The organism is Ornithinimicrobium faecis (assembly GCF_023923225.1).
GTDB lineage: Bacteria > Actinomycetota > Actinomycetes > Actinomycetales > Dermatophilaceae > Ornithinicoccus > Ornithinicoccus faecis.
Window position 1 is genome coordinate 1,111,589 of record NZ_CP099489.1, and the last position, 21,852, is coordinate 1,133,440.

The following is a 21,852-nucleotide window of genomic DNA, read 5'->3' on the forward strand; positions in this document are numbered from 1 at the left end:
CTAGCTGGTCCAGACGTTAGATTTCCGGTATGTTCGGACGGTGACTGAGTCTCGATCCGACCAGCCGTCGCGCGCGATGGAGCCGTCCCAGTGGGACGCGCTGCTGCGCACTGCTGCCCGCGAGTTCGCCGAGGCCGGCTATCCGCACGCCTCGTTGAATCGGATCATCAAGAGCTGCGGGCTGAGCAAGAGCTCGTTCTACTACTTCGTGGGCTCCAAGGCGCACCTCTTCGACGCGGTGCTCGCCGAGTTCGGCCCCGCCCTGCTGGAGCAGCTGGACGTCCCAGCCGTCGATGACCTCGGGCCCGACTTCTGGAGTGCGATCACCGGCATCGTGGACCGACTGCTCAACGCTGCAGGTCAGGACGAGATCTATCTCCTGCTAGGGCGCATGTGGTATCTGCCCGGCGCACCCACGAGCGGTGCCTCGACGCTCCAGCGCCATCTCTCCACCGTGGACCGATGGTTGGCGCAAGCGCTGCGGGCCGGGCGCCGAGCCGGTGCCGTCCGGGACGACCTCCCGCTGGAGCTGCAGGCACGGCTGCTCACCGCCACGGTGCGCGTCTTCGACGAGTGGAGCGTGCAGCACCGCGGGGCCGAGGACATCCCGGCCCGCGAGCTCGCCCACGCCCAACTGGGGGCTGTGCGCCGGCTGCTCGAGGCTCCGTAGGGGCTGTCGTCCCGTTGTCGTCGTCGCGACTGACGACAACTCAGTGGTGGGGATAAACCTCTTGAGAATGTGAGTGCGGCAGAAATACTCTCGAATGCATGGATATGAAATTGGAATTGGTCTTAGTCCCGGTGACTGATGTGGATCGCGCCAAGGAGTTCTATGTCGCTGCGGGGTTTGTTGCCGACCACGATCACGTCGTCAGCGACGACGTCCGGTTCGTGCAGCTGACACCACCGGGCTCAGCCTGCTCGATCGCCCTCGGCGCCGGACTGACCTCGATGACTCCCGGGTCGCTGGACAACCTGCAGATGGTGATCGACGACGCCGACGCGATGCGGGCCGAGCTCATGGGCCGTGGCGTGGAGGTCAGCGACGTCGACCCGCAACCATGGGGCCGGTTCATCTACTTCGCCGACCCGGATGGCAACCGCTGGGCACTGCAGGAGGCCCAGTCCTAGTCACAGGGCGCCAGCGGGCAGAGCGACACCAACTGATCGGGAGCGCCCCGGGTCAGCGCTGATCTGGCGATCAGCGCTGATCGGACTCGAGCTCGTCCTCGTCCGGCATGCCGTAGAGCGTGTGCAGTCGCTCCTGCTCCTGGTCTTCCGCGGCTCGCTCCTGCTCCTGGTCTTCCGCGGCTCGCTCGTCCGTGGAGGCAGCCGCTTCAGTGCCTTCGTCCTCACCAGGCTCCGCATCACCCTCGTCCACATGCTCATCAGGCTCAACCTCATCAGCAGCACGCTCATCAGGCTCAGCTTCGGTGGGGTCGGGAGCAGCGGGATCAGGGGTGGACTGCTCGGGCGGCGCCGACTGGATGGGGCGGAACATCGGGATGGGCGCCGTCACGTCGGTGGGGGAGGCGTCTGGCCAATCCAGTTCGTGAGCTAAGACGGCTGGCGAGTCGTCGGCGACAGGATCGTCGCCGAACTGGTTGGTGTCATCGTCCGCCTCCGAACCGGCTGCTCGGACGGGCTCGAGGTGGACACCCTCGGCCGGTTGCTCCACGACGAAGGCAGGCTCGTCGTCCTCGTCCTCGTCATCGAGCGCGACGGGCACCGGCACCGTCGCGGTGGCATCGGACGCGGGCCTGTCCGCCGCCTCGCTATCGGCCCTGTGCTCGGTGGCTGTGCTCTCCCCGTCGACCGTTGGTTCGCTGGGGGCTGAGTCCTCGTCGACCGTTGGCTCGGTGGGGGCTGAGTCCTCGTCGACCGTTGGCTCGGTGGGGGCTGAGTCCTCGTCGACCGCTGGTCCGGTGGGTGCCACCGCGGTCCGGGGCACCAGCGAGTTGTCATTGGCTGTGAGTCGGTCCAGCTTGCGCAATTGGTCGGCGCGGGTGCGCACGAAGGCCTGGTCGTCGGCACCCAGCGCGGCCACCAGTCCGCCCAGCAGACGCGTCTCCGAGGCCAGGCGGGCCCGGTTGAGCAGATAACCGTCAGGGCGGGCGCCGCGAGCCATCGAATAGCTCTCAAAGACGGCATCGACCGCATGCGGGTGTGACTGCTGGACCAGGCGGGCAAAGTCCTCGGCCGGATCGGCGACCTGCGCACGCTCCCAGCCGTCGATGCCAACGACCCGGCCGCTGGCCGCGTCATCCTCGGAGAAGACCACCAGGAACGAGGCGCCGTCCAGGGAGCCGTGCGTCGGCACCGTGGTGAACTGCCACATCACATCGGCATCCAGTGCCTGCTCCCAACGGGCCAGCAGACCGTTGGGCACATGTCCGGTCTCGGCCGCACGGTCCAGCTCGGTCAGCTTGCGGGCGCGGAACTCGGCGGCGTCGAAGATCGGGACCCCGTGCTCCTCGAAGAGCTCGCGGGGCATGTTGTGGATGGCGGCCAGCGCCCGACCGACGGCGTTGGTCAGACCCGGCCCCACGGGCAGGTGCCGCAGACTGAGCCCCTGCCCCTCGACATACGGATAGACCGCTGCCCGGCCGTCCTGTCCCAGGTCGGCGTAGCCGGCCGCAGCGGGCACCTTGAATGGCAGGTGCTTGCCCAGTTGCCGGATCAGGTCGTCATTGCGCTCGAGCTCAGCGCCGGCCGCGGCGCCCAGCGGGGCACGCACCAACCACTTGCGCCCGGTCACGTCCTCGACGAGCGCGGACTGGTGGAGGGGGGTCTCCTCGCTGGTGCGGATGCCGGCAACCTGCACCGGCCGCATCCCGGGGACGGCGGCAGTGGCCAGGGCAGCCAGGGCCAGGTCGCTACGAATCACCCTCCCACCGTATGACGTCCGGTGCGTGTGGTGCAGTAAGCCGCGCGACACGGGGGTCACCAAGGTGTCGTGGTTCGCGCCTACAGTGGAGTGGTGAGTCTGGATTCCGAGGCACTGTTGGACCTGTCGCTGTCCAGGGGGACGCTCCACCGCAACGGCAACGGCAGGCGAGAAGGCGACCCCATCGCCAAGGCGCTCGCGGACGCCAGCACCCGGGTCGTCGACATCGCCGACGGTCGCGTCCTGACGTGCCGGGTCGACGGGCGACTGCGCCTGGTGCACCGCGCTCCCCGCTTTGATGACGGCGGTGAGTCCGGCCTCTATCTGGGGCACGACGACGACGGCACCAACTATGTCGCGATCGTGCACGAGGGCCCCGAGTCGGCCAGCAGTCCAGACCGGGGCTGGCGCAGCCTGCGTGAGGCCGGGGCAGACCTGGACGACACCGACTCCGGGGTCCTGACGACCGCCGTCGCCCTGGCCAACTGGCATGCCCGACACCGGTTCTGCCCACGGTGCGGTGGCCCCACCGTGGTCGAGGAGGGCGGCTGGGTCCGGCGCTGCACCGCGGACGGCTCGCAGCACTACCCACGCACCGACGCGGCCATCATCGTGGCGGTCGTCGATGACGACGAGCGCATCCTGCTCGCCCGCGGACCGCACTGGCCCGAGGGGCGGCTGTCGGTGCTGGCTGGTTTTGTGGAGGCTGGCGAGTCCCTGGAGGCCGCCGTCCACCGCGAAGTCATGGAGGAGGTGGGTCTGTCGGTGACCGACCTGGTCTACAAGGGCAACCAGCCCTGGCCATTCCCTGCCTCCCTGATGGTTGGCTACACCGCTCACGCGACAGGCACCGAGGTCACCCTCGATCCGGCAGAGATCGTCGAGGCCCACTGGTTCACTCGCGGTGAGCTGTCCTTCGCGGCCCGCTCCGGGGAGGTCGGCATCCCGCCGCGCGTCTCGATCGCGCGCCAGCTCATCGAGCACTGGCACGGCGGCCCGATCGAGGCAGCCAGCGACAGCCGACCCACCGTGGAGGCCACTCGGTGACGCTGCCCCTCCACGAGTCGGCGGCTGGTGCACCAGCCTCGGCCGACGACATCCTGCGTGGCCTGGACCCCGAGCAGCACGCTGTCGCAGCCTCGCCGACCGGACCGATGTGTGTCCTGGCCGGTGCCGGGACCGGCAAGACCCGGGCCATCACGCACCGCATTGCGTATGGCGTGTGGTCCGGCACCTATCAGCCGCACCAGGTGCTGGCGGTCACCTTCACCGCCCGGGCGGCGGGGGAGATGCGCACCCGCCTGCGAGCCCTGGGTGTCCCCGGGGTGCAGGCCCGCACCTTCCATGCTGCGGCCCTGCGCCAGCTGCAGTATTTCTGGCCCCAGGCCGTCGGCGGTGCGCCGCCCGAGGTGGTGGCCCAGAAAGCACCGGCCGTCGCGGAGGCCGCGGGTCGGTTGCGGCTGCGACTGGACCGTCCGGCGCTGCGTGACCTCGCCTCGGAGATCGAGTGGGCCAAGGTCAACCTGATCACTCCGCAGGGCTATGCCGCGGCTGTGCGGGGGCGCCGCGACGGTGTCGCCGGCCTCGATGCCACGGCCGTGTCGCGGCTGATGAGTGCCTATGAGGACATCAAGGGTGAGCGTCACGTCATCGATTTCGAGGACGTGCTGCTGCTCATGGTCGGCATCCTGGACGCCCACCCGAAGGTCGCCGCGTCGGTGCGCGACCAGTATCGCCACTTCGTCGTGGATGAGTATCAGGACGTCAACCCCGTCCAGCAACAGTTGCTGGACCTCTGGCTGGGTGGCCGTGACGAGGTGTGTGTCGTCGGTGATCCCGCGCAGACCATCTATTCCTTCACCGGTGCCTCGCCCAAGCACCTGCTGGAGTTCCCCCAGCGCCACCCCGATGCCGCGGTGGTCCGGTTGGTGCGCAACTACCGGTCAACACCGCAGATCGTCCAGGTGGCCAACCTGGTGCTCGGCCCGGGGGCCCGCGGCGGAGTGGAGCTGCGTGCCCAGGGGGAGCCGGGAGCGGTCCCCCAACTGACGGCATACCCCGATGATGTTGCTGAGGCCGCCGGGGTCGCGGCCGACATCCGGGCTCGCATCGGCGCGGGCACAGCGGCCAGCGAGATCGCCATCCTGTTCCGGACCAACGCCCAGTCTGCGGCGCTGGAGTCCGCGCTGGCTGCCCAGGACGTGCCCTATCTGGTGCGTGGGGGCGAGCGCTTCTTCTCCCGGACCGAGGTGCGCCAGGCGATCCTGCTGCTGCGTGGTGCAGCCCGCAGTGACACGGGCAACCGACCGCTCGGCGAGGCGGTGCGCGACGTGCTCAGCGGAGCCGGCTGGAGTCCGCAACCCCCGACCGCGGGTGCAGCGAGCCGGGAGCGCTGGGAGTCGCTGGAGGCGCTCGCCAACCTGGCCGACGACCAGGCGGCGCTCGAGCCGGACACCCGCATCCCCGGTTTCGTGACCGAACTCGACCGACGCGCCTCCGAGCAGCACGCCCCGACGGTGCAGGGCGTGACGCTTGCCTCGCTGCACGCGGCCAAGGGGCTGGAGTGGGACGCCGTCTACATCATCGGCGTCAGCGAGGGGCTGCTGCCGGTGTCGATGGCCGAGGGTGCTGAGCGCATCGAGGAGGAGCGCCGCCTGCTCTACGTCGGGCTCACCCGTGCCCGGCGCGAGCTCATGCTCAGCTGGGCCGCCGCCCGTGGCGCCGGTGGTCGTGCCGGTCGGCGCCCCTCGCGCTTCCTGCAGCCCGCGGGCCAGCTGCTGGGCCTGACCAAGGGTCCGCAGAGCGGGTCCCCGAAGCCAAAGACTCGCAAGCCCCGACGTCCCCGCACCTGCCGCACGTGCGGCGTCACGCTGGAGACAGCGGCCGAGCGCAAGATCGGTCGCTGCGACGACTGCCCGCCGACCTATGACGAGGCGACTTTCGAGCGGCTGCGCGACTGGAGACTCGAGGTCTCCCGCGATCAGGAGGTGCCGGCCTATGTCGTCTTCACCGACGCCACGCTGACCGCCATCGCTGAGTCGACACCTGACAGCACGGAGAAGTTGGCCGAGATCGCGGGCGTTGGTCCGCGCAAACTGGAGCTCTACGGCGACGAAGTGCTTGCTGTTCTTGCAGGTCAGGACGTCGTCCGGGATTCAAGCAAAGAATCTCATTAAATACGTTGCGCGTGGCTGAGAGCCGGGCGTACGGTAGTTCCTGACCAACCCGCCGGGGGTGACAACCGCGGGCCGAAGACTTGAGCGAGAGGAGGCGGACACGATGGAGACCATGAACATCACCATGACTGGCAAGGCAGGCACCACAGGTGCACTGTGCCGTGATGCCGTCCGCGCTCCGTTCGGAGTCGCGCGGGATCGCGTCTGCACGGACACCATCGGCGGCGCCTTCGTCTCCGCCATCGCCAACTCTGCCACCACTGTGGCGTTCCCCCTTCGCAGGGCCGTGGATTAGAACCACGTAAACCCTCGCAGGCCGCGGAACCCCACAGAGGGATCCGCGGCCTTTGTGCATCTACAGCAGGTGACTGAAGTCGCTGGATCCTTGACCGAGGAGCCAAGCCATGACTGATCAGGACCGGGCCAACGGCCCACACCGTCACTGCACACCACGCGAGGAAGGGAACAGCGTGTCAACCCACGCAGGCGTCCAGAACGCCGACGACACCGAGGCCATGACCCCCTGGTTGATCGGGGGGACCACCGACACCGAGGCCGAGTTGCCCTGCCGGGAGCACCCGGCGGACCTGTGGTTCGCCGAGCTGCCCGAAGAGGTTGAGGCAGCCAAAGCACTCTGCATCGACTGCCCGATCCGTGCGATGTGCCTGGACCAGGCGCTGCAGCGGCGTGAGCCGTGGGGCGTCTGGGGAGGGCAGCTCGTGCTGCAAGGAGTCGTGGTGGCACGCAAGAGGCCCCGCGGTCGTCCCCGCAAGAACCCCGTCGCCGCCTGAGCGACGGACCCACAACATGTCAAGGAGAACCCAGATGTATCACCTGATTGAAGAGCAGTTGGCCCGCTCGCGTCACGAGGAGCGGACCGCCAACCTGGAGCTGGAGCACCGGCAGAGCCTGACCAAGGGCCTGCGACCGACTGCTTCGCACCAGAACCACCGGGCGCGCTTCCTGAGGCGGTGACACCGGCACGTGCCGGGGCGCATTGCCAAGCGCCGCCGCAGGAACACCCGCCGAGGCGGGGTCGACACACACCGTGTGCTGACCCCGCCTCTTGTGTTGTCTGGCAGGGGATCTCGACCCCCGTGCTCTGCAGGGTGAGCTCGCCCCCCGTGTTCTGCAAGGAGTTCGACCCGGTGTCGCAGGCTGTCGGTGCCAGGGCCACCCGTGTCAGGCTTGCGAGCAGTCGCAGTGCGGGTGCTGTTCCCAGACTCGGGTGCGCACGTCGGGCCACGGCAACGAGATCTGCCAGGAGACCCCGGAGGGGGAGCCCGTGGCCAGCGACTCCAGCGCGATCATGGCGACCAGCGAGGCGATGACCGAAACCTGACTCGCAGGAGCATCCACAGCCGGGGTGAGCTCCCTTGCGGGAGAGCTGATCTGGGTGAGGATGCGCGGCCAGGCGCTGTCGCGGTCTCGCCGGTGCAGGTCCAGACAGCGCAGGCAGGGCGAGCGCCCCGGCAGCACGAGCGGGCCGATGACCACCTCCTCATCGCGCAGCACGACGGGCAGGTGCGCAGTGCGGGCCAGCTGCCAGGTGCGCCCCTCGTCCGGAGCGATCGCATCCCGGGCGCACAGCACGGCCAGGTCCACCGTGTTGGGCGCAGGTTGTGCTGAGGGGTCCTCCAGCGCAACCACATCGGTGGCTGAGAGCTCGCCGCGCAGGTGCTCGACAACCGAGCCCCGCCCACAGACACTCACGACGTGTTGACCCGAGCCGGGCACAGCAGCGGGGTCGACCAGCAGGCCGTGGCCCCGCAGGGCGGTGACGAGCTCCTCGACCCGGTCGAGAGGCACCCCGAAACGCTGGGCGAGGGAGACGTCGCGGCCTGTCCCTGACGTCCCGGCCAGAGACAGCAGCAGCTCGGTCTCCGGGTCGTTCAGGCCCGCCAGGACGATGCCGCTGTCTGGCGAGAGACCGAACTGGACCTCGCCGGCACCGCGACGCACCGGTCGCGCGGTGGGGCGGAGTCGCACCATGGGGGACATGCCGCGACCCTGCCACGAGGCGCGAGTCGCGTGGTGGCGTTGTCCACAGGCCTCCGTCGGCCATCGACTGTCGCCTGGCTCAGTAGGCTCCCCGCATGAGTCCAGTGAGTCAAACTCCTCAGGTCCTGGCGTTCGACACCTTCGGCACCGTGGTCGACTGGCACACGGGCATCAGCACGGCCCTGGCCCGGGCGCTGCCCGACGTTGACGCCAGTGAGCTGGCGATTGCCTGGCGTGCCCGTTATGCCCCGGCCCTGGCGCGGGTCGAGGCTGGCACGGAGCCATGGACCGGCCTGGATGTTCTGCACGAGCGCAACCTGGTTGCGGAGTTGACGCAGCGGGACCTGCACCTGGACGACGCGACGATCAGGGAGCTGGTGCTGGCCTGGCATCGCCTGCCGGCCTGGCCGGAGGTGCCCCAGGCGCTGGCCCGCCTCAAGGAACGATTCATCATCGCTCCGCTGAGCAACGGCTCCGTCGCCCTGCTCACCCACCTGGCCAAGCACGCCGGGCTGCCGTGGGATCTCGTGACCGGCAGCGACCTGTGGGGCCACTACAAGCCGGCGCCCCAGACCTACCTTGGCCTGGCCCGTCTGCTGGAGGTCGAGCCCGGCGAGATCATGATGGTGGCGGCTCACTTCCCGGACCTCGATGCGGCGAAGACGTTGGGGCTGCAGACGGCCTATATCGCCCGGCCCCTGGAGTTTGGCCCGGCTGGCAACGACACCACGCCCCGCCCCGAACATCCGTTGCACTGCACCGGGATTGACCACTTGGCGGACGTGCTGCTCGACGGCCACTGACACCGCGCTGGCGGGGTGCTGACCGGGCAGGGTGCTGACGCGGCGGCGGGCCCAAGAGGAACCGGTGGGGCGACACGGCGACCGGAAATGCCGCGAGGGCGGGTCGGTGCGGACACCGACCCGCCCTCGAGCGGGGACTGCTAACGGCTCAGCTGGAGGCCTTGCCGAGGATCCGGTTGAGGTTGGTGCCACAGACCGGGCACTTGCCCTTGGCCATGCGACGACCGTTGGTCTCCACGACGTTGCCCTCTGCCTCGCGCTTCTCCTTGCACTTCACGCAGTAGAACTCGCCCTGGTAAGTCTCGTTGGTCTCAGCCATGGTCACTCGCTCCTCAATGTTCCGCGGGCCGAAGCCCGACTGGTGCAGGTCGTCGACCTGCTTTTCCATTCCACCCTAGACGCACATGAGCACGAATCACGCAAAATCCGTGCTCAGCGCCTGCGTGTCGTGAACCTGTGGACAACCTCGACCGAGTGTCAGAAATCGGCGCTAGCGTGACCTCCCATGACACACCGACCCTTCGATCACGGCACCCCAGGTCCGTCGCAGGCCTCTCGGCCACCGATCGAGATCCGTCGCAGCGCCCGCCGTCGGCGCACAGTCCAGGGACGGATGGAGGGCGACACGTTCGTGGTGTTGATGCCGACCGGGCTCAGCGCCGCGCAGGAGGAGGCGCACGTCGAGCACCTGCTGGGTCGGGTCCAGCGGGCGCAGGCCAAGCGGCGGCTCCAGACAGAGGATCTGATGGGTCGCGCCCAGGATCTGTCCCAGCGCTATCTGGAGGGGAAGGCGCGACCGACCTCGATCCGCTGGGTCACCAACCAGCAACAGCGATGGGGCTCCTGCAGCCCAGCGTCGGGGGCGATCCGACTGTCCACCCTCATGGAGGGCATGCCAGCCTGGGTGGTCGACAGCGTGATCGTGCACGAGCTGGCGCACCTGATCGAGGCCAACCACGGGCCGCGGTTCAAGGCCCTCGTGCACCGCTATGAGCGGTATGCCGAGGCGCACGTCTATCTCAAGGGTGTCGCCTTCGGCATGGGCCGGCCAGAGCTGGACTCGGGCTCTGACGCAGACCTGGAGGACTGACGTGCTCCCGGGGCACGGTCGGACGGGCCGGACCCGTTGGCCGACTCAGTGCACCTCGCCGACTCAGTGCACCTCGCCGACTCAGTGCGCCTCGCCCACTTAGTCCCGCTCGTCGCGCAGGAGTCGCTCGAGCTCCTCGTCCATGCTCGTGTCATCCGTGTCGGTGCTGGTGGCCCGCTCGACGAAGCCCAGCGGGTCGTCGAGGTCCGCGGCGCGTGGGGCCAGGTCTGGGTGCGCCCAGGCCCGGTCGCGTGCGGCCGCCCCGGCCTCGGACTCCAACGCGGCCCACAGGTTGGCGGCGTCCCGGAGTCGGCGCGGACGCAGCTCGAGGCCGACGAGGGAGGCGAAGGCCTTCTCTGCCGGTCCGCCGGTCGCCCGACGGCGTCGCACGGCCTCGGCCAGCGCCTCGGTGTTGGGCAGGTGCGGGCTGCTGGCGCGGCCAGCGACAACATCCACCCAACCCTCGACCAGCGCCAGGTAGGTCTCCAGCCGGGTCAGCGCGGCGCGCTGGGCCTGGCTCGGGTCGGGCGAGAACAGCGACCCGGCCACCGCCTCCTGCATGGCCTGCGGGTCGCTGGGATCCACCGAGCGCACTGCCGCCTCGATCCCCTCGGTGTCGAAGCGGATGTCGCGGGCATAGTCCTGCACGGCGGTCAGCAGCTGTGGACCCAGCCAGGGCACAGCGGCGAACAAGCGCACCCGGGCCGCCTCGCGCACGGCGAGATAGAGATGGACCTCGCCCGCGTCGACCCCCAGGCCCTCGGCGAAGGTGGCGACATTGGCGGGCAGCAGCGCGATCGTCTCGCCAGGGAGCAGGGGGAGCCCGACCTCGGTCCCCGAGACAGTCTCGGTGGCCAGGGTGCCGACCGCCTGACCGACCTGGGCGCCGAACATGCCAGAGCTCATCCGGCGCATCATCGGCTCGATCTGTCCCAGCAGCTGTCGGGGGTCCATGCCCTCGGGCAACCCGGGGATCTGGGGGAGCTCACCGTCGCCGAGATCGCGCAGCTGGTCCTGCATCGCCCCCGTCATCGCGGCAGACACGCCCGCGGCGACGGGCTCGGTGAGCGTTTCCCACACCGGCATGCTCAGCTCGACCCACTCGGCCCGGCTCAGGGCACGCACACGACCCTCGGGCGGAGCCATGTCGGTGACCTGGTCCAGCCACAGGTTGGCCACCTGCACGACCTGCTCGACGTCGCGGGCGGTGGACTCGGAGATGCTCTGGTCGCCGGCCTCGGACACGGCCCGGCGGGCGGCATCGGTCGCCACGCTCATGTTGACCGCGCTGCCGTCGTCGGAGCCGGACATCATGGCCTGGACCTGGGACTGGACCATCTGCATCATCGCCGGGTCGATGTCGCCGAGACCCATCGACTCCAGCTGTTGGCGCAGCTCCGGGGGGAGCTCGCCGCCGCCGAACATCGCTGCCAGCGGGTCCTGGGCACCCCCGGTCGGGGCGTCGCCCTTGTCGCCACTCCCGCGGAACCCGATCGGCTGGTTGGCGTCGCCGGTCTCGTCGTCACCAGCTCCGGGTGTTCCTGGGTTCTTCTCGTCCGACACGGCTCGTCCCTTCCATTGGCTGTCTGCCCTTGCCCATCATGCCGGTCCTGAGAAGATGTTCTCTGCGGGACGCTCCGCACAGAGCGCTCCGCGAGGTCATCGATCACCGACATGATGCGCGAGACCTTCCTTAACGACACAACACGAGGAGCCGGTCATGAGTTCCCAGTCTGGGCACTTTCGCTCTGGGCGGACAGCCGGCTCACTGCGCGTCGGGGTCACGCATGCGGGCTCGGGCCTGGGCAGTGCGATCGCCGCGGCGCTGAGCGCTGAGGGTCATCGGGTCGTGGGCCTGGACAGCCGGTCCGGCACGTCCACCGACGTGCAGTGGCGGCTCACCGACCTGACCTCGCCGCAGCTCGTGGACGCGCTGGGGGACGTTGACGCCGTCGTGCACCTGGCGCACGGGGTGGCGCTGTCCCGGGAGCTCGCCGAGGATCCCGACGCACGACGGGCCCGGATGATCCGGGAGGTGCAGACCCTCACCGTCGCCGCGGCCGCTGCTGGCGGGCGTCATCTGGTGGTGGTGACCAGTGCCATGGTCTATGGCGCCCGCCCCGACAACGAGGTGCCGCTGCCGGAGAGCAGCCCGCTGCGCTCGTCGGACGCAGAGGGGATGGTCGCCGACCTCGTCGATGTCGAGGAGCTGCTGGACAAGGCGCGCGAGATCCACCCGGGGCTGCGGGTCACCTCCGTGCGCCCAGCTGCCCTCGTGGGTCCGGGCGTGGACAGCATCATCACGCGACACTTCGAGGCTCCCCGGCTGCTGACCCTCAAGGGCTCGGAGCCGCGGTGGCAGTTCTGCCACATCGACGACCTGGGCAGTGCCCTGGTCACCGTGCTGGACAAGCAGCTCGGCCCGGTCGTCGCGGTGGGGGCGGAGGGCAGCCTGTCCCAGGAGGAGGTCGAGACGGTCTCGGGCATGCGGCACGTGGCGGTGGCTCCTGGCGCGGCCCACGGCGCTGCGGACCGCCTGCACCGCCTCGGCGTCCTGCCGCTGCCGGCCACCGACCTCGCCTATGTCTCTAACCCGTGGGTGATCGACCCCCGCCAGCTGAGGACCAACGGGTGGCGGGCGGCGCACGACAACAGTGCGGGTCTGAGCGCTCTGCTCGACGACGTGCGGGGGCACCACGCCCTGATGTCGCGGCGCGTGGAGCGCAAGGAGGCTGCTCTCGGCGCCGCCGGGGCAGCGAGCGCGGCCGTCGCCCTGATCGCCACGGCAGCACTGGTGCGCCGTCGGCGCAGGCGTCCGTGACCAGGCCCGGCCCGGGGGAGCCTCAGGCTTCTGGTGGCTCCGTGGTGGATGATGGCGCGGTGAGTGGTGAGCAGCAGGCAGTCGTCCGGGTCGAGATCGTCGACTCTGGTCCCTCCGTCGACGAGGTGCTGGCACAGGTGCAGCATCCGGCCGCGGGTGCGGTCGCGCTCTTCGTGGGGACGGTGCGTGACCACGACGGCGGACGCGAGGGCGTGGTGCGCCTGGACTACAGCGCCCACCCGGAGGCCGAGGCGCAGCTCAGGGAGGTGGCCCAGGAGGTTGCCCGTATGCCGGGGGTCGAGCGGATCGTGGCGGTGCACCGCCGCGGAGAGCTGGCTGTGGGAGACACCGCCGTGGTGTGCGCCGTGTCGGCCGCCCACCGGGCCGAGGCGTTCGAGGCCTGCCGCACCCTGATCGAGGAGCTGAAGTCGCGCGTGCCGATCTGGAAGAAGCAACAGTTCGAGGGCGGGTCGACCGAGTGGGTCGGCCTGTGACCGACAAACACCGGGGCGGGGCCACGGTCCGGACGCCGATCCAGCGACCGACCCACCCGCCGCACACCCGCATCGGGCTCGGCAGCGGGTTCCTGCTCGCTCTCGCCGTGCTGGCCGTGGTGGCCGTTGCCGCTCTCAACCTGATCAGCGTCGACAAGGTGATCTATCGCCCCGCGGGCGTGCACGACACGTTGGGTGAGATGGGCGGCCAACCCGTCGTGCACGTGGAGGGTCTGGAGACCTACGAGACCACCGGGACCCTGGACTTCCTGACCATCATCATCGACGGGGGCCCCCGCTCGACGGTCACCGCCTGGGACTGGTTGCTCGCCGAGATCAACCCGGCAACCGACGTCTTCGACGCCGAGGACGTCTATCCGCCAGACGTCTCGGCCGAGGAGATCCAGGAGCAGAACGTCGAGCTGATGGCGCAGTCGCAGCAGGGCGCTGCCGTGGTGGCGCTGCGCGCCGACGGCATCGAGGTGCCCGAGGAGGTCAAGGTCGGCCAGATCGTCAAGGGGGCGCCGGCGGGGGAGACCCTCAAGGTCAACGACCAGATCCTGACTGTCGACGGCGAGGCCATCGACAACCCCGAGGCCGTGCGGGTCAAGCTGCAGGACCACGAGCCCGGCACCGAGGTCCCCTTCACGCTGCTGCGGGACGGTGAGGAGCTCGCGCTCGACGTCCCCACCGGAGAGAGCGAGCCGGACCCGATGGACCCCGATGCGCCACCGCGCACCGTCGTCGGTGTCTTCCTGGCCAGCGACTTTGACCTGCCCTACGAGGTCACCATCGATGCGGGCAACGTCGGCGGACCCTCCGCCGGGATGATGTTCTCGCTCGCCATCTACGACAAGATCACGAAGGGCCCGCTGACCGGCGGTCTCAACTTCGCTGGCACCGGAACCATCGCCTCCGACGGCACGGTGGGTGGCATCGGCGGCATCGTGCAGAAGATGCACGCGGCGGAGGATGTGGGCGTTGACTATTTCCTGGCGCCCGCAGCCAACTGCGACGAGGTCGTGGGCCGCATCCCCGGAGATCTGGACGTCATCAGCATCGAGAACTTCACCCAGGCCAGGGACATCGTCGAGGGACTGGGGCAGGGTGCGGACCTCGACCTGCCGCGCTGCGGCTGATCAGGGCGTCAATCAGTTGCTGAGGGTGGCGCGCAGCGCCTCGATCAGGCCCGGGGCGATGTCCTTGCCGATGGCCACGGCGTCGTCGGAGTCGTGCTCGCGCTGACGCAGCAGGCAGACGGACTCCCCGGAGCGCAGCACGGCCGCCAGGAGGCGGACGTCGCGGCGGGCCGGGTGGTTGGCCAGGGCCTCCGTGGCCTCGGTCGAGTTCAGGGGGAGGTCTCGCTCCGCCTCCGGGGGGACCACGATCCGCTCCAGGGCCAGTGCCGCACCGTCGACGGCGTCCGGCCAGCCCAGGGTGCCGAGCAGCGACTCGATGCTGGACGTCTTGAGCAGGCCCTCCTGCTCGACCGAGGTCAGCCCCTCCGGTGGAGCGGACTCCAGCTCAGCGCGCAGGGTGGGCTCGGCCTCCATCAGGGAGTCGGTGCGGACCAGGGCAAACAGGCGGGGAGCCTGGTCCCAGCCCAACCTGGCAACGTGCCGCTCGGTGTCGGCGGCGGCCTTGGTGAGGATCTCGGTGAAGTCGGGCACCTCGCCATGGTGCCACCTGCGAGCGGCGCGCTGGGACGTGGGAGGTGCGCCTCGGCATACCGGTGTCCTTGAGCCGCCAGGTCACAGAACGTGACCTGGACGCGGTTTCTCGCAGGGTGCTGGGTTAGCGTTGGACAACACCAGACGTGGGCAGCCGGGGCAACCGGCGATGAGGAAGCGGGTAGCAGTGACTGAGCGGGATGGCACGACTCCGGAGGAGCCGGCCGACGACTCGGCCAAGATGCCCAGGGACCCCTGGGAGAGGGGTGGCGGCGACCCGTTCGGGATGGGCGGCCGCGGGGACGACTCGAAGACCCCAGAATCCGGTCCTGGTGGGGGTGGCAAGGGTGGCGCCCGACCGCCCGCCAAGGGAGGCCGCGGCCGGTTCCTGCCCACGGTCCTGATCCTGGTTGCTGTGCTGACCGGGCTCACCTGGCTCGCCCAGTTGTGGACCGAGTTCCTCTGGTATGAGTCGGTCGGCTATCGCAGCGTGCTGACCACCCGGTTGCTGACGCAGGTGGCGCTGTTTGTGGGCGCCGGCCTGATCACCGGGCTGCTGGTCTGGTCCTCGTTGCACCTGGCCTACCGCAACCGCCCGATCTATGCCCCGAGCAGCCCGGAGCAGATCAACCTGGACCGCTATCGTGCCGCGCTCGACCCGGTGCGCAAGCTGGTCTTCATCGGCGCCCCGATCCTGCTCGCCCTGTTCGCCGGATCCGCGATGGCGGCACAGTGGCAGACCGTGCTGCTCTGGCTGAACCGGCAGCCCTTCGGCGTGACCGACCCGCAGTTCAACATCGACGTGGGCTTCTTCGTCTTCACCATGCCCTGGCTGAACGTGCTGGTCAGCTTCGCGACCCTGATCCTGGGGCTCGCGATCATCGCCGCGCTGATGGTGCACTACATCTACGGCGGCGTGCAGCTGCAGGGACCGGGGGACAAGACCACCCCGGCCGCCCGGATCCACCTGTCCATCCTGCTGGCCCTGATCGTGGGCGTGCGGGCGCTCGCGTTCTGGTTGGAGCGCTACGGACTGGCCACGGCCGAGCACGGCCGCATGACCGGCATGACCTACACCGATGTCAACGCGGTCCTGCCCACGCGTGGTGTGCTGGCGATCGCCGCGATCCTGTGTGCACTGCTCTTTCTGTCCACCATCTGGACCCGCAACTGGCGCCTGCCGCTGATCGGTCTGGCCGGACTGGTGGTCATCGCACTGCTGGTCGGTGGTGCCTATCCGGCACTGGTCCAGTCGCTGCGGGTGAAGCCCTCCGAGGCCCAGCTGGAGGAGCCGTTCATCCAACGCAACATCGAGTCGACACTGGCGGCCTACGACCTCGAGAGCACAGAAGTCACTGACTACGAGGCCGAGACCGAGGCGACGGAGGGACAGCTCCGCGAGGACGCGGACACCGTGCCCGGCATCCGCATCGTCGACCCCGCGATCGTGTCCGACACGTTCCGCCAGCTGCAGGGCTTCCGCAACTACTACCAGTTCCCGGACGCCCTGGACGTCGACCGCTACGAGGTCGACGGGGAGTCCGCCGACACCGTGGTCGCGGTCCGTGAGCTGCGCCTCGATGGCATTCCGGCCGCCCAGCGCAACTGGGTCAACGACCACACCGTCTACACCCACGGGTTCGGGCTGGTCGCCGCCTACGGCAACCAGCGCAGCGAGGACGGCGAGCCGATCTTCTACCAGCGCAACATCCCGCCGGTGGGTGAGCTGGGCGACTTCGAGCCGCGCATCTACTTCGGGGAGCACTCCCCGTCCTACTCAATCGTCGGTGCTCCGGACGGCGCCACGCCGCGCGAGCTCGACTTCCCCGACAGCGCCAACACCTCCGGTGAGACGCGCAACACCTACTCCGGCGGCGGGGGCGTTGACATGGGTTCGTTCCCGCGTCAGCTCGCCTACGCGATCAAGTATCGCCAGGTCGAGATCCTGCTGTCCGACAGCGTCGGCGCGGAGTCACGGATGATCGACCACCGCGAGCCGCGCGAGCGGGTCGAGCGGGTCGCCCCGTGGCTGCGGCTGGACGGCAACCCCTACCCGGCCGTGGTCGACGGACGGGTCAAGTGGATCGTCGACGGCTACACCACCTCCTCGCAATACCCCTACAGCGAGCTCGAGGCGCTCGGTGAGGTGACCACCGACTCGCTGGTGGCGTCCTCGCAGAACGTGCAGTCCATCGGTCAGGGCGACGTCAACTACATCCGCAACTCGGTCAAGGCGACCGTCGACGCCTACGACGGCGAGGTCACCCTCTTCGCGTGGGACGAGGAGGACCCCCTGCTCAAGGCCTGGTCGTCCGCGTTCGACAACACCGTGCAGCCGATGTCGGAGATCAGCGGTGAGCTGATGAGCCACCTGCGCTATCCCGAGGACCTGTTCAAGGTGCAGCGCGAGGTCATGGGCAAATATCACGTCGACACGGCGGAGGCCTTCTTCGGTGGTCAGGACTTCTGGGAGGTCTCGGCCGATGAGAGTGCCGCCGGCGACACCAACGTGGCGATGCCGCCCTACTACCTGAGCATCGCGATGCCGGGCCAGGATGAGCCGACCTTCTCGCTGACCAGCACCTACATCCCCGGTGGCGAGCGGCAGAACCTGGTCGGTTATCTCGCGGTCGACGCCGATGCCGGCAGCACCGCGGGAGAGAAACGTGATGGCTATGGGCAGATGCGACTGCTCGAGCTGCCACGAGACTCGACGGTGACCGGGCCCGGACAGTTCCAGAACGAGATCGAGACGTCCAACGCCAACTCCGAGGCGTTCAACCAGACCCTGTCGCAGTTCCTCACGCTGAACCGGACGGCCGGTTCGGAGGTGGAGATCGGCAACCTGCTCACGTTGCCCGTCGGTGGCGGCATGCTCTATGTCGAGCCCGTCTACGTCCGTGCCTCGGGTGGCTCGTCCTATCCGTTGCAGCGACTCGTGGTCGTCTCCTTCGGCAACCAGCTCGCCTGGTCCGACACCCTGGACGGGGCCCTGGACGAGCTGTTCGGCGGAGACTCCGGCGCCACCGCGGCAGACGAGGGGACCGGGACCGACGAGCCGATCGAGGACCCGGTGGTCCCGCCCGTCGAGGGCGAGGAACCCCCAGGGGACGACGAGGAGCAGACCGAGCAGCCGCCCGCCGACGGCGAGGAGCCGACTGGCGACCTCGCGGACGCGGTGGCCGACATCCAGACGGCCTATGCCGACGGTCAGGAGGCCCTGCGCAACAGCGACTGGGAGGCCTACGCGGAGGCGCAGCAGCGCCTGGACGACGCGATCGCCCGCGCTGTCGAGCTGGCACCCGAGGGTGGGTCCGTCAGCGTGGACCCGACAGACGACAACAGCGGGGCCACCGCAACCCCGTGACGGTGGTGGAGGGGCCGGGTGACCCGGCCCCTCCGCATACCGGCGGTTTGGGCGCCGTGCCCTCCGGCTGGTAGATTTGCTCCTTGCGTGCGCGCTGATAGGTCGTGCGCGCATGCAGCACAACCCTCACGTGACTCAAGCAAGGGTGTCCCCACGCCCGGTCCCGAGTTGCGTGTGTCGCCCTCAACGACACACATCCGACCAAGCAGGAAGAAACTCTTCGTGGCAAACATCAAGTCCCAGATCAAGCGCATCAAGACCAACGCCAAGGCGACCGAGCGCAACCGCGCCAACAAGGCCGAGCTGCGCACCTGGCTCCGCAAGTTCCGTGAGGCACACGCCGCCGGTGACGCCGAGGCCACGCAGACCGCTCTGCGGGACGCGTCGCGCAAGCTGGACAAGGCCGTCTCCAAGGGCGTCATCCACAAGAACCAGGCCGCCAACAAGAAGTCGGCGATGGCCAAGAAGGCCGCCTCCCTCTGAGGCTCCTTAAGCACTGACGCCTGATGGCGTCGCACTGACACGAGGGCGTCCACCCAACCGGGTGGACGCCCTCGTGTTGTGCTGCCGGTCGCCCCTGCGCGCTGGAGGCGGCAGGGGCGACCGCGCTGCTACTTGATCACCCGCACCGTCGCGGTCGACGTCAGTTGCTTCTGCTCTCCATCGTGGATGAAGTTGGCTGACAACGTGAGCTCGACGTCACCCTCAGGGACGTTGTTGTCCAGCGCCGCCTTGTCGAACTGGACGACGAGCTTCTTGCCGGCGCCCCGGACGTTTGCTGCCTCGACGGGTGTCTCGGACAGCGGCGTCTGCAACTGCGCCCCACCGTCGTAGTGGTAGCCGGCCGGCACGTCGAACATCGCCGTCACCGTGCCGTGCACCCCGGTGAACTGACCCGTCCCGGATCCGAGCCGCAGCGTCGAGGAGGGGAACCGCAGGGCTCCCGGCTGGTCCGTCGGCTCGAGATACACCTCGATCTTGCCGACGGGGCGCGGGTCGGTGCAGTCGTTGAAGAAGTAGTCCCCGGCCCGGTCGAAGGTGTGCTCGTAGGACTCGCCCGGCTGCAACCGTGGGTTGAACTCTCCCTCGAAGAACTGCGTCGCGCAGTGCTCCAGCTGGTTCGGGAAGTTCGGGAAGGTCTCGGCGCCCGGGTTCAGGAAGGTCACCGTGGAGCCCACCTCCACCCGCAGGTGGGTGGGGTCCATGCCGGCCTGGGATGTGCTGTCCTGCGAGGACGCGGAGTCGGACCGGTCCGAGCGCGCGAGGAGGACGGTGTTGTCCACCTCGGATCCCTCGACGGCATCACCCTGGACCGGACGGCGGATGCTGAGCGGAGCAGTGTTCGGACCCTCCTGGCTGCCTGAGGCAGTCGTGTAGTCACCGCCGAGCTTGAAGGCCCACAGAGAGTCGCCCTGCGTGACGGAGCCGCCGTAGGGGTTGGTGGCTCCCGCAGCCATCACGGCGACATACTGCTCGCCGCCGACCTCGTAGGTGATCGGCGCCGACGCGATGCCCGAGCCGGTCTGGAACTCCCACAGGACGTCACCGTCGGTGGCGTCCAGTGCGAGCAGCCGACCATCGATCTGGCCGGCGAAGAGGAGATCGCTGGCGGTCGTCAGGGGGCCCTGACCGTGTGACATGTCGGTGCCCAGGTGGTTGGTCCACGTCTGCTCGCCGGTTGAGGCGTCGTAGGCGAGGATGCCGCCGGTCTGGTACTGGCCGATCGCGCGCTGACCGTTTGCGCTGGCGCCGTTCCAGTGGGCGACCGGGTTGGTGCCGTAGGGGAAGTAGACCATGTTGGTGCTGTGGCTGTAGGACTGGTTCGACCAGTCGCCGCCACCGTTCTGGCTGGTGGTCGACAGGATCGGCAGGTCCCACTGCGGGTCATACATGCAGCCCTGGCGGTGGTCCTGCCCCTCGGGGTAGGTGAGGAACGGCTCGTCCGCCTTGACATAGCTGTCCGGGTTGAAGACCAGGTTGCCGTCCTCGTCGGGCTGGTAGCCGTTGTAGTTGGGCACGGCCCGCCACGGGTCGCCCGGGATGTTGTCCGCGTCGAGCTTCTCCCAGACCAGGCACTCGGGGAGCAGCCGCTCCTCGGGGAACGGCTGGGTCTCTGAGTGGTGCTGGCGGGAGTCGGTGATCATCTCCTTCTCGATCACGGGGAGCACTGACGTGCCGTTGGTGCGGTCGAGCACGAACTGGTGGCCCGACTTGGTGCCGTAGAAGAGGACCTTGCGCGTCGCGCCGTCGACCTCGATGTCAGCCAAGGTCGGCGGGTGGACGTTGTCCATGTCCCAGACATCGTGGCGAATCGACTGGTAGTGCCACTTGTAGTCACCGGTGGTCATGTCCACCGCCACGAGGGTGGTCGAGAACAGGTTGTCGCCCGGCCGATCAGAGCCGTCCTGGGAGCTGGTGCAGCTGCGGGCGTTGCCGAACGTCATGTAGTACATGCCGAGTTCGGGGTCGACCGAGCCGTGCATCCACGGGGTGGAGCCACCCTCGAGGGCGCAGTCGGTCCCGTCCGCCAGGATCGGGCCCCACGTGGCACCGGCATCGACGGAGTTGCCGTTGACATCGGTGAAGACCGTCCCGCGGTTGGGGCCCCCGAAGAAGTGCCAGAGGTGCGAGCCGTCGTCCGCATCGAGGGCGACCACCGCGGCCCGGTCGCCGTTTGCTGCGTGCGCATAGACGATGCCGTCGTGATAGACCGTTGCGACGCGGTCCACGCGACCGAGGTTCTCGCCATTGGGCCCCTCGACCTGCGCGACCCACGCTTGTTCACCGGTCTCCTGGTCGAGTGCGACAGCCCGGTTGCCGCTGGCCAGTGTGTAGACCCTGCCGTCGCCGGCGGACACCCCGCGGCGCGTGCCCGACGTGTCGAAGTCTTCCGGCTCCCACTTCCACTCGGCCTCGCCGGTCTTGCCGTCGACCGCGATCACGCCACCGCTGGGGGTGTCGGTGTAGATGACGCCGTCGATGGCGATCGGTGTCGTCTGCTGCCCGGTGTCGTCCGAGGCTGGAGCGACCGCTGAGACGTGGGTCTGCCAGGCCGGCCCGAGCTTCTTGAGATTCTGCTGGTTGATCTGGGTCAGACCCGAATAGTGCTGATTTCCCAGATTGCCCCCAACGTTGGGCATATCTGCTGTTGTCGGTTCCACGGCCGACACTGCGTCGGGTGGGGCGTTTTCGGGGGGAGCTCCGAGGCCCGTGGCGGGGTAGGTGGCCAGCGAGAGCGCCAACACCGTCCCGAACACCACCGTCGTCTGCCTCTTGGTCAGAGGTATGCGCATTGCCGATATCTCCTTGGTTGGAACGACGGGCAGACGTTCGCCCGTCTCGCCCACGAGCCCGCAGGCGCGCAATCGGTGGTCCACCTAATGGACCAATGGAACCGACTGATGGTTTGCCACCGTAACGGTGAGCCGGCTCGCTGGCAACCCCTTCAGTGGCGCAGGGCCTCTTGTCTCGACGCTCACCCCCTGTTACGGTTTCGGTCCATCGAGTGGCCTACATGGTCCACCTAGTGGAATTGAGGAATGG

At 68.9% G+C, this 21,852-nt stretch carries 20 protein-coding genes; 14 read left to right on the forward strand and 6 right to left on the reverse strand.

Translation table 11 applies throughout. From position 1 onward, the window contains the following. The first annotated feature begins 40 nt into the window (after positions 1 to 40). Positions 41 to 670 (forward strand): TetR/AcrR family transcriptional regulator, encoded by a 630-nt coding sequence (locus NF556_RS05200; RefSeq protein WP_252594430.1) that lies wholly within the window; start codon positions 41 to 43, stop codon positions 668 to 670. 98 nt (positions 671 to 768) lie between these two features. Next, the gene (locus tag NF556_RS05205; RefSeq protein ID WP_252594431.1) at positions 769 to 1,131 is read left to right on the forward strand and encodes a VOC family protein; all 363 of its coding nucleotides are present in this window, start codon (positions 769 to 771) and stop codon (positions 1,129 to 1,131) included. 70 nt (positions 1,132 to 1,201) lie between these two features. Here the strand turns inward: NF556_RS05205 and NF556_RS05210 are convergent, their stop codons facing one another. Next, the gene (locus tag NF556_RS05210) at positions 1,202 to 2,887 is read right to left on the reverse strand and encodes a phosphotransferase (RefSeq protein ID WP_252594432.1); all 1,686 of its coding nucleotides are present in this window, start codon (positions 2,885 to 2,887) and stop codon (positions 1,202 to 1,204) included. A gap of 93 nt (positions 2,888 to 2,980) precedes the next feature. On the opposite strand from NF556_RS05210, the gene nudC reads away from it, so the two are divergent. The 5 genes from nudC (at position 2,981) to NF556_RS05235 (ending at position 7,038) form a co-directional block, all read left to right on the forward strand. Beyond that, positions 2,981 to 3,934 carry an NAD(+) diphosphatase gene (gene nudC / locus NF556_RS05215; protein WP_252594433.1) on the forward strand — a complete coding sequence of 318 codons (954 nt, stop codon included), beginning with the start codon at positions 2,981 to 2,983 and terminating at the stop codon, positions 3,932 to 3,934. Next, positions 3,931 to 6,063, forward strand: coding sequence for an ATP-dependent DNA helicase UvrD2 (locus NF556_RS05220; RefSeq protein WP_256829742.1), 2,133 nt, complete (start codon positions 3,931 to 3,933; stop codon positions 6,061 to 6,063). Before nudC ends, NF556_RS05220 begins: the two co-directional genes overlap by 4 nt. A gap of 103 nt (positions 6,064 to 6,166) precedes the next feature. Next, complete coding sequence (locus NF556_RS05225; protein ID WP_252594434.1) at positions 6,167 to 6,358, forward strand: hypothetical protein; 192 nt, start codon at positions 6,167 to 6,169, stop codon at positions 6,356 to 6,358. Positions 6,359 to 6,578: 220 nt separating this feature from the next. Next, positions 6,579 to 6,854 (forward strand): WhiB family transcriptional regulator, encoded by a 276-nt coding sequence (locus tag NF556_RS05230; RefSeq protein WP_252595724.1) that lies wholly within the window; start codon positions 6,579 to 6,581, stop codon positions 6,852 to 6,854. A gap of 34 nt (positions 6,855 to 6,888) precedes the next feature. Continuing rightward, entirely contained in the window at positions 6,889 to 7,038 is a 150-nt protein-coding gene (locus NF556_RS05235; RefSeq protein ID WP_252594435.1) for a hypothetical protein, read from the forward strand. A gap of 207 nt (positions 7,039 to 7,245) precedes the next feature. Here NF556_RS05235 and NF556_RS05240 read toward each other — a convergent pair whose 3' ends face one another. Further along, positions 7,246 to 8,064, reverse strand: coding sequence for a hypothetical protein (locus tag NF556_RS05240; protein ID WP_252594436.1), 819 nt, complete (start codon positions 8,062 to 8,064; stop codon positions 7,246 to 7,248). Positions 8,065 to 8,159: 95 nt separating this feature from the next. Here NF556_RS05240 and NF556_RS05245 point away from each other — a divergent pair, with 95 nt between their 5' ends. Further along, a complete protein-coding gene (locus NF556_RS05245) occupies positions 8,160 to 8,867 on the forward strand; it encodes a haloacid dehalogenase type II (protein ID WP_252594437.1) in 708 nt (235 codons plus the stop codon). A 148-nt stretch (positions 8,868 to 9,015) separates the two neighbouring features. On the opposite strand, the gene NF556_RS05250 is transcribed toward NF556_RS05245, so the two are convergent. Next, on the reverse strand, positions 9,016 to 9,186 hold the full coding sequence (locus NF556_RS05250) for a DUF5679 domain-containing protein (RefSeq protein WP_252595725.1): 171 nt from the start codon (positions 9,184 to 9,186) through the stop codon (positions 9,016 to 9,018). A 186-nt stretch (positions 9,187 to 9,372) separates the two neighbouring features. Here NF556_RS05250 and NF556_RS05255 point away from each other — a divergent pair, with 186 nt between their 5' ends. Further along, positions 9,373 to 9,957, forward strand: coding sequence for a M48 metallopeptidase family protein (locus NF556_RS05255; protein ID WP_252594438.1), 585 nt, complete (start codon positions 9,373 to 9,375; stop codon positions 9,955 to 9,957). 99 nt (positions 9,958 to 10,056) lie between these two features. Here the strand turns inward: NF556_RS05255 and NF556_RS05260 are convergent, their stop codons facing one another. Then, positions 10,057 to 11,520 (reverse strand): zinc-dependent metalloprotease, encoded by a 1,464-nt coding sequence (locus NF556_RS05260; protein WP_252594439.1) that lies wholly within the window; start codon positions 11,518 to 11,520, stop codon positions 10,057 to 10,059. 157 nt (positions 11,521 to 11,677) lie between these two features. Between NF556_RS05260 and NF556_RS05265 the strand changes: the two genes are divergently transcribed. From NF556_RS05265 to NF556_RS05275, 3 genes are read left to right on the forward strand one after another with little or no spacing between them, the layout of a single operon-like run. Further along, on the forward strand, positions 11,678 to 12,778 hold the full coding sequence (locus tag NF556_RS05265) for an NAD-dependent epimerase/dehydratase family protein (RefSeq protein ID WP_252594440.1): 1,101 nt from the start codon (positions 11,678 to 11,680) through the stop codon (positions 12,776 to 12,778). 59 nt (positions 12,779 to 12,837) lie between these two features. Then, positions 12,838 to 13,272, forward strand: a complete 435-nt coding sequence (locus NF556_RS05270) for a molybdenum cofactor biosynthesis protein MoaE (RefSeq protein ID WP_252594441.1) — start codon at positions 12,838 to 12,840, stop codon at positions 13,270 to 13,272. Then, positions 13,269 to 14,411: a YlbL family protein gene (locus NF556_RS05275; protein ID WP_252594442.1), complete on the forward strand. Its 1,143-nt coding sequence runs from the start codon at positions 13,269 to 13,271 to the stop codon at positions 14,409 to 14,411. Before NF556_RS05270 ends, NF556_RS05275 begins: the two co-directional genes overlap by 4 nt. Positions 14,412 to 14,423: 12 nt before the next feature. Here NF556_RS05275 and NF556_RS05280 read toward each other — a convergent pair whose 3' ends face one another. Next, positions 14,424 to 14,942, reverse strand: coding sequence for a PPA1309 family protein (locus tag NF556_RS05280; RefSeq protein WP_252594443.1), 519 nt, complete (start codon positions 14,940 to 14,942; stop codon positions 14,424 to 14,426). 286 nt (positions 14,943 to 15,228) lie between these two features. Here NF556_RS05280 and NF556_RS05285 point away from each other — a divergent pair, with 286 nt between their 5' ends. After that, positions 15,229 to 18,309, forward strand: coding sequence for a UPF0182 family membrane protein (locus tag NF556_RS05285; protein WP_306270996.1), 3,081 nt, complete (start codon positions 15,229 to 15,231; stop codon positions 18,307 to 18,309). A 222-nt stretch (positions 18,310 to 18,531) separates the two neighbouring features. Continuing rightward, entirely contained in the window at positions 18,532 to 18,792 is a 261-nt protein-coding gene (rpsT, locus tag NF556_RS05290) for a 30S ribosomal protein S20 (RefSeq protein WP_252594445.1), read from the forward strand. A 128-nt stretch (positions 18,793 to 18,920) separates the two neighbouring features. On the opposite strand, the gene NF556_RS05295 is transcribed toward rpsT, so the two are convergent. Next, on the reverse strand, positions 18,921 to 21,602 hold the full coding sequence (locus NF556_RS05295) for an outer membrane protein assembly factor BamB family protein (RefSeq protein ID WP_252594446.1): 2,682 nt from the start codon (positions 21,600 to 21,602) through the stop codon (positions 18,921 to 18,923). Between the last annotated feature and the right edge of the window lie 250 nt (positions 21,603 to 21,852).

Bases quoted from the DNA above. Each gene is read 5' to 3' on its own strand.
- NF556_RS05205 (WP_252594431.1), top strand. From the start codon at position 769: ATGGATATGAAATTGGAATTGGTCTTAGTCCCGGTGACTGATGTGGAT.
- NF556_RS05225 (WP_252594434.1), top strand. From the start codon at position 6,167: ATGGAGACCATGAACATCACCATGACTGGCAAGGCAGGCACCACAGGT.
- NF556_RS05230 (WP_252595724.1), top strand. From the start codon at position 6,579: ATGACCCCCTGGTTGATCGGGGGGACCACCGACACCGAGGCCGAGTTG.
- NF556_RS05235 (WP_252594435.1), top strand. From the start codon at position 6,889: ATGTATCACCTGATTGAAGAGCAGTTGGCCCGCTCGCGTCACGAGGAG.
- NF556_RS05240 (WP_252594436.1), bottom strand. From the start codon at position 8,064: ATGTCCCCCATGGTGCGACTCCGCCCCACCGCGCGACCGGTGCGTCGC.
- NF556_RS05245 (WP_252594437.1), top strand. From the start codon at position 8,160: ATGAGTCCAGTGAGTCAAACTCCTCAGGTCCTGGCGTTCGACACCTTC.
- NF556_RS05250 (WP_252595725.1), bottom strand. From the start codon at position 9,186: ATGGCTGAGACCAACGAGACTTACCAGGGCGAGTTCTACTGCGTGAAG.
- NF556_RS05255 (WP_252594438.1), top strand. From the start codon at position 9,373: ATGACACACCGACCCTTCGATCACGGCACCCCAGGTCCGTCGCAGGCC.
- NF556_RS05265 (WP_252594440.1), top strand. From the start codon at position 11,678: ATGAGTTCCCAGTCTGGGCACTTTCGCTCTGGGCGGACAGCCGGCTCA.
- NF556_RS05285 (WP_306270996.1), top strand. From the start codon at position 15,229: ATGGGCGGCCGCGGGGACGACTCGAAGACCCCAGAATCCGGTCCTGGT.
- NF556_RS05295 (WP_252594446.1), bottom strand. From the start codon at position 21,602: ATGCGCATACCTCTGACCAAGAGGCAGACGACGGTGGTGTTCGGGACG.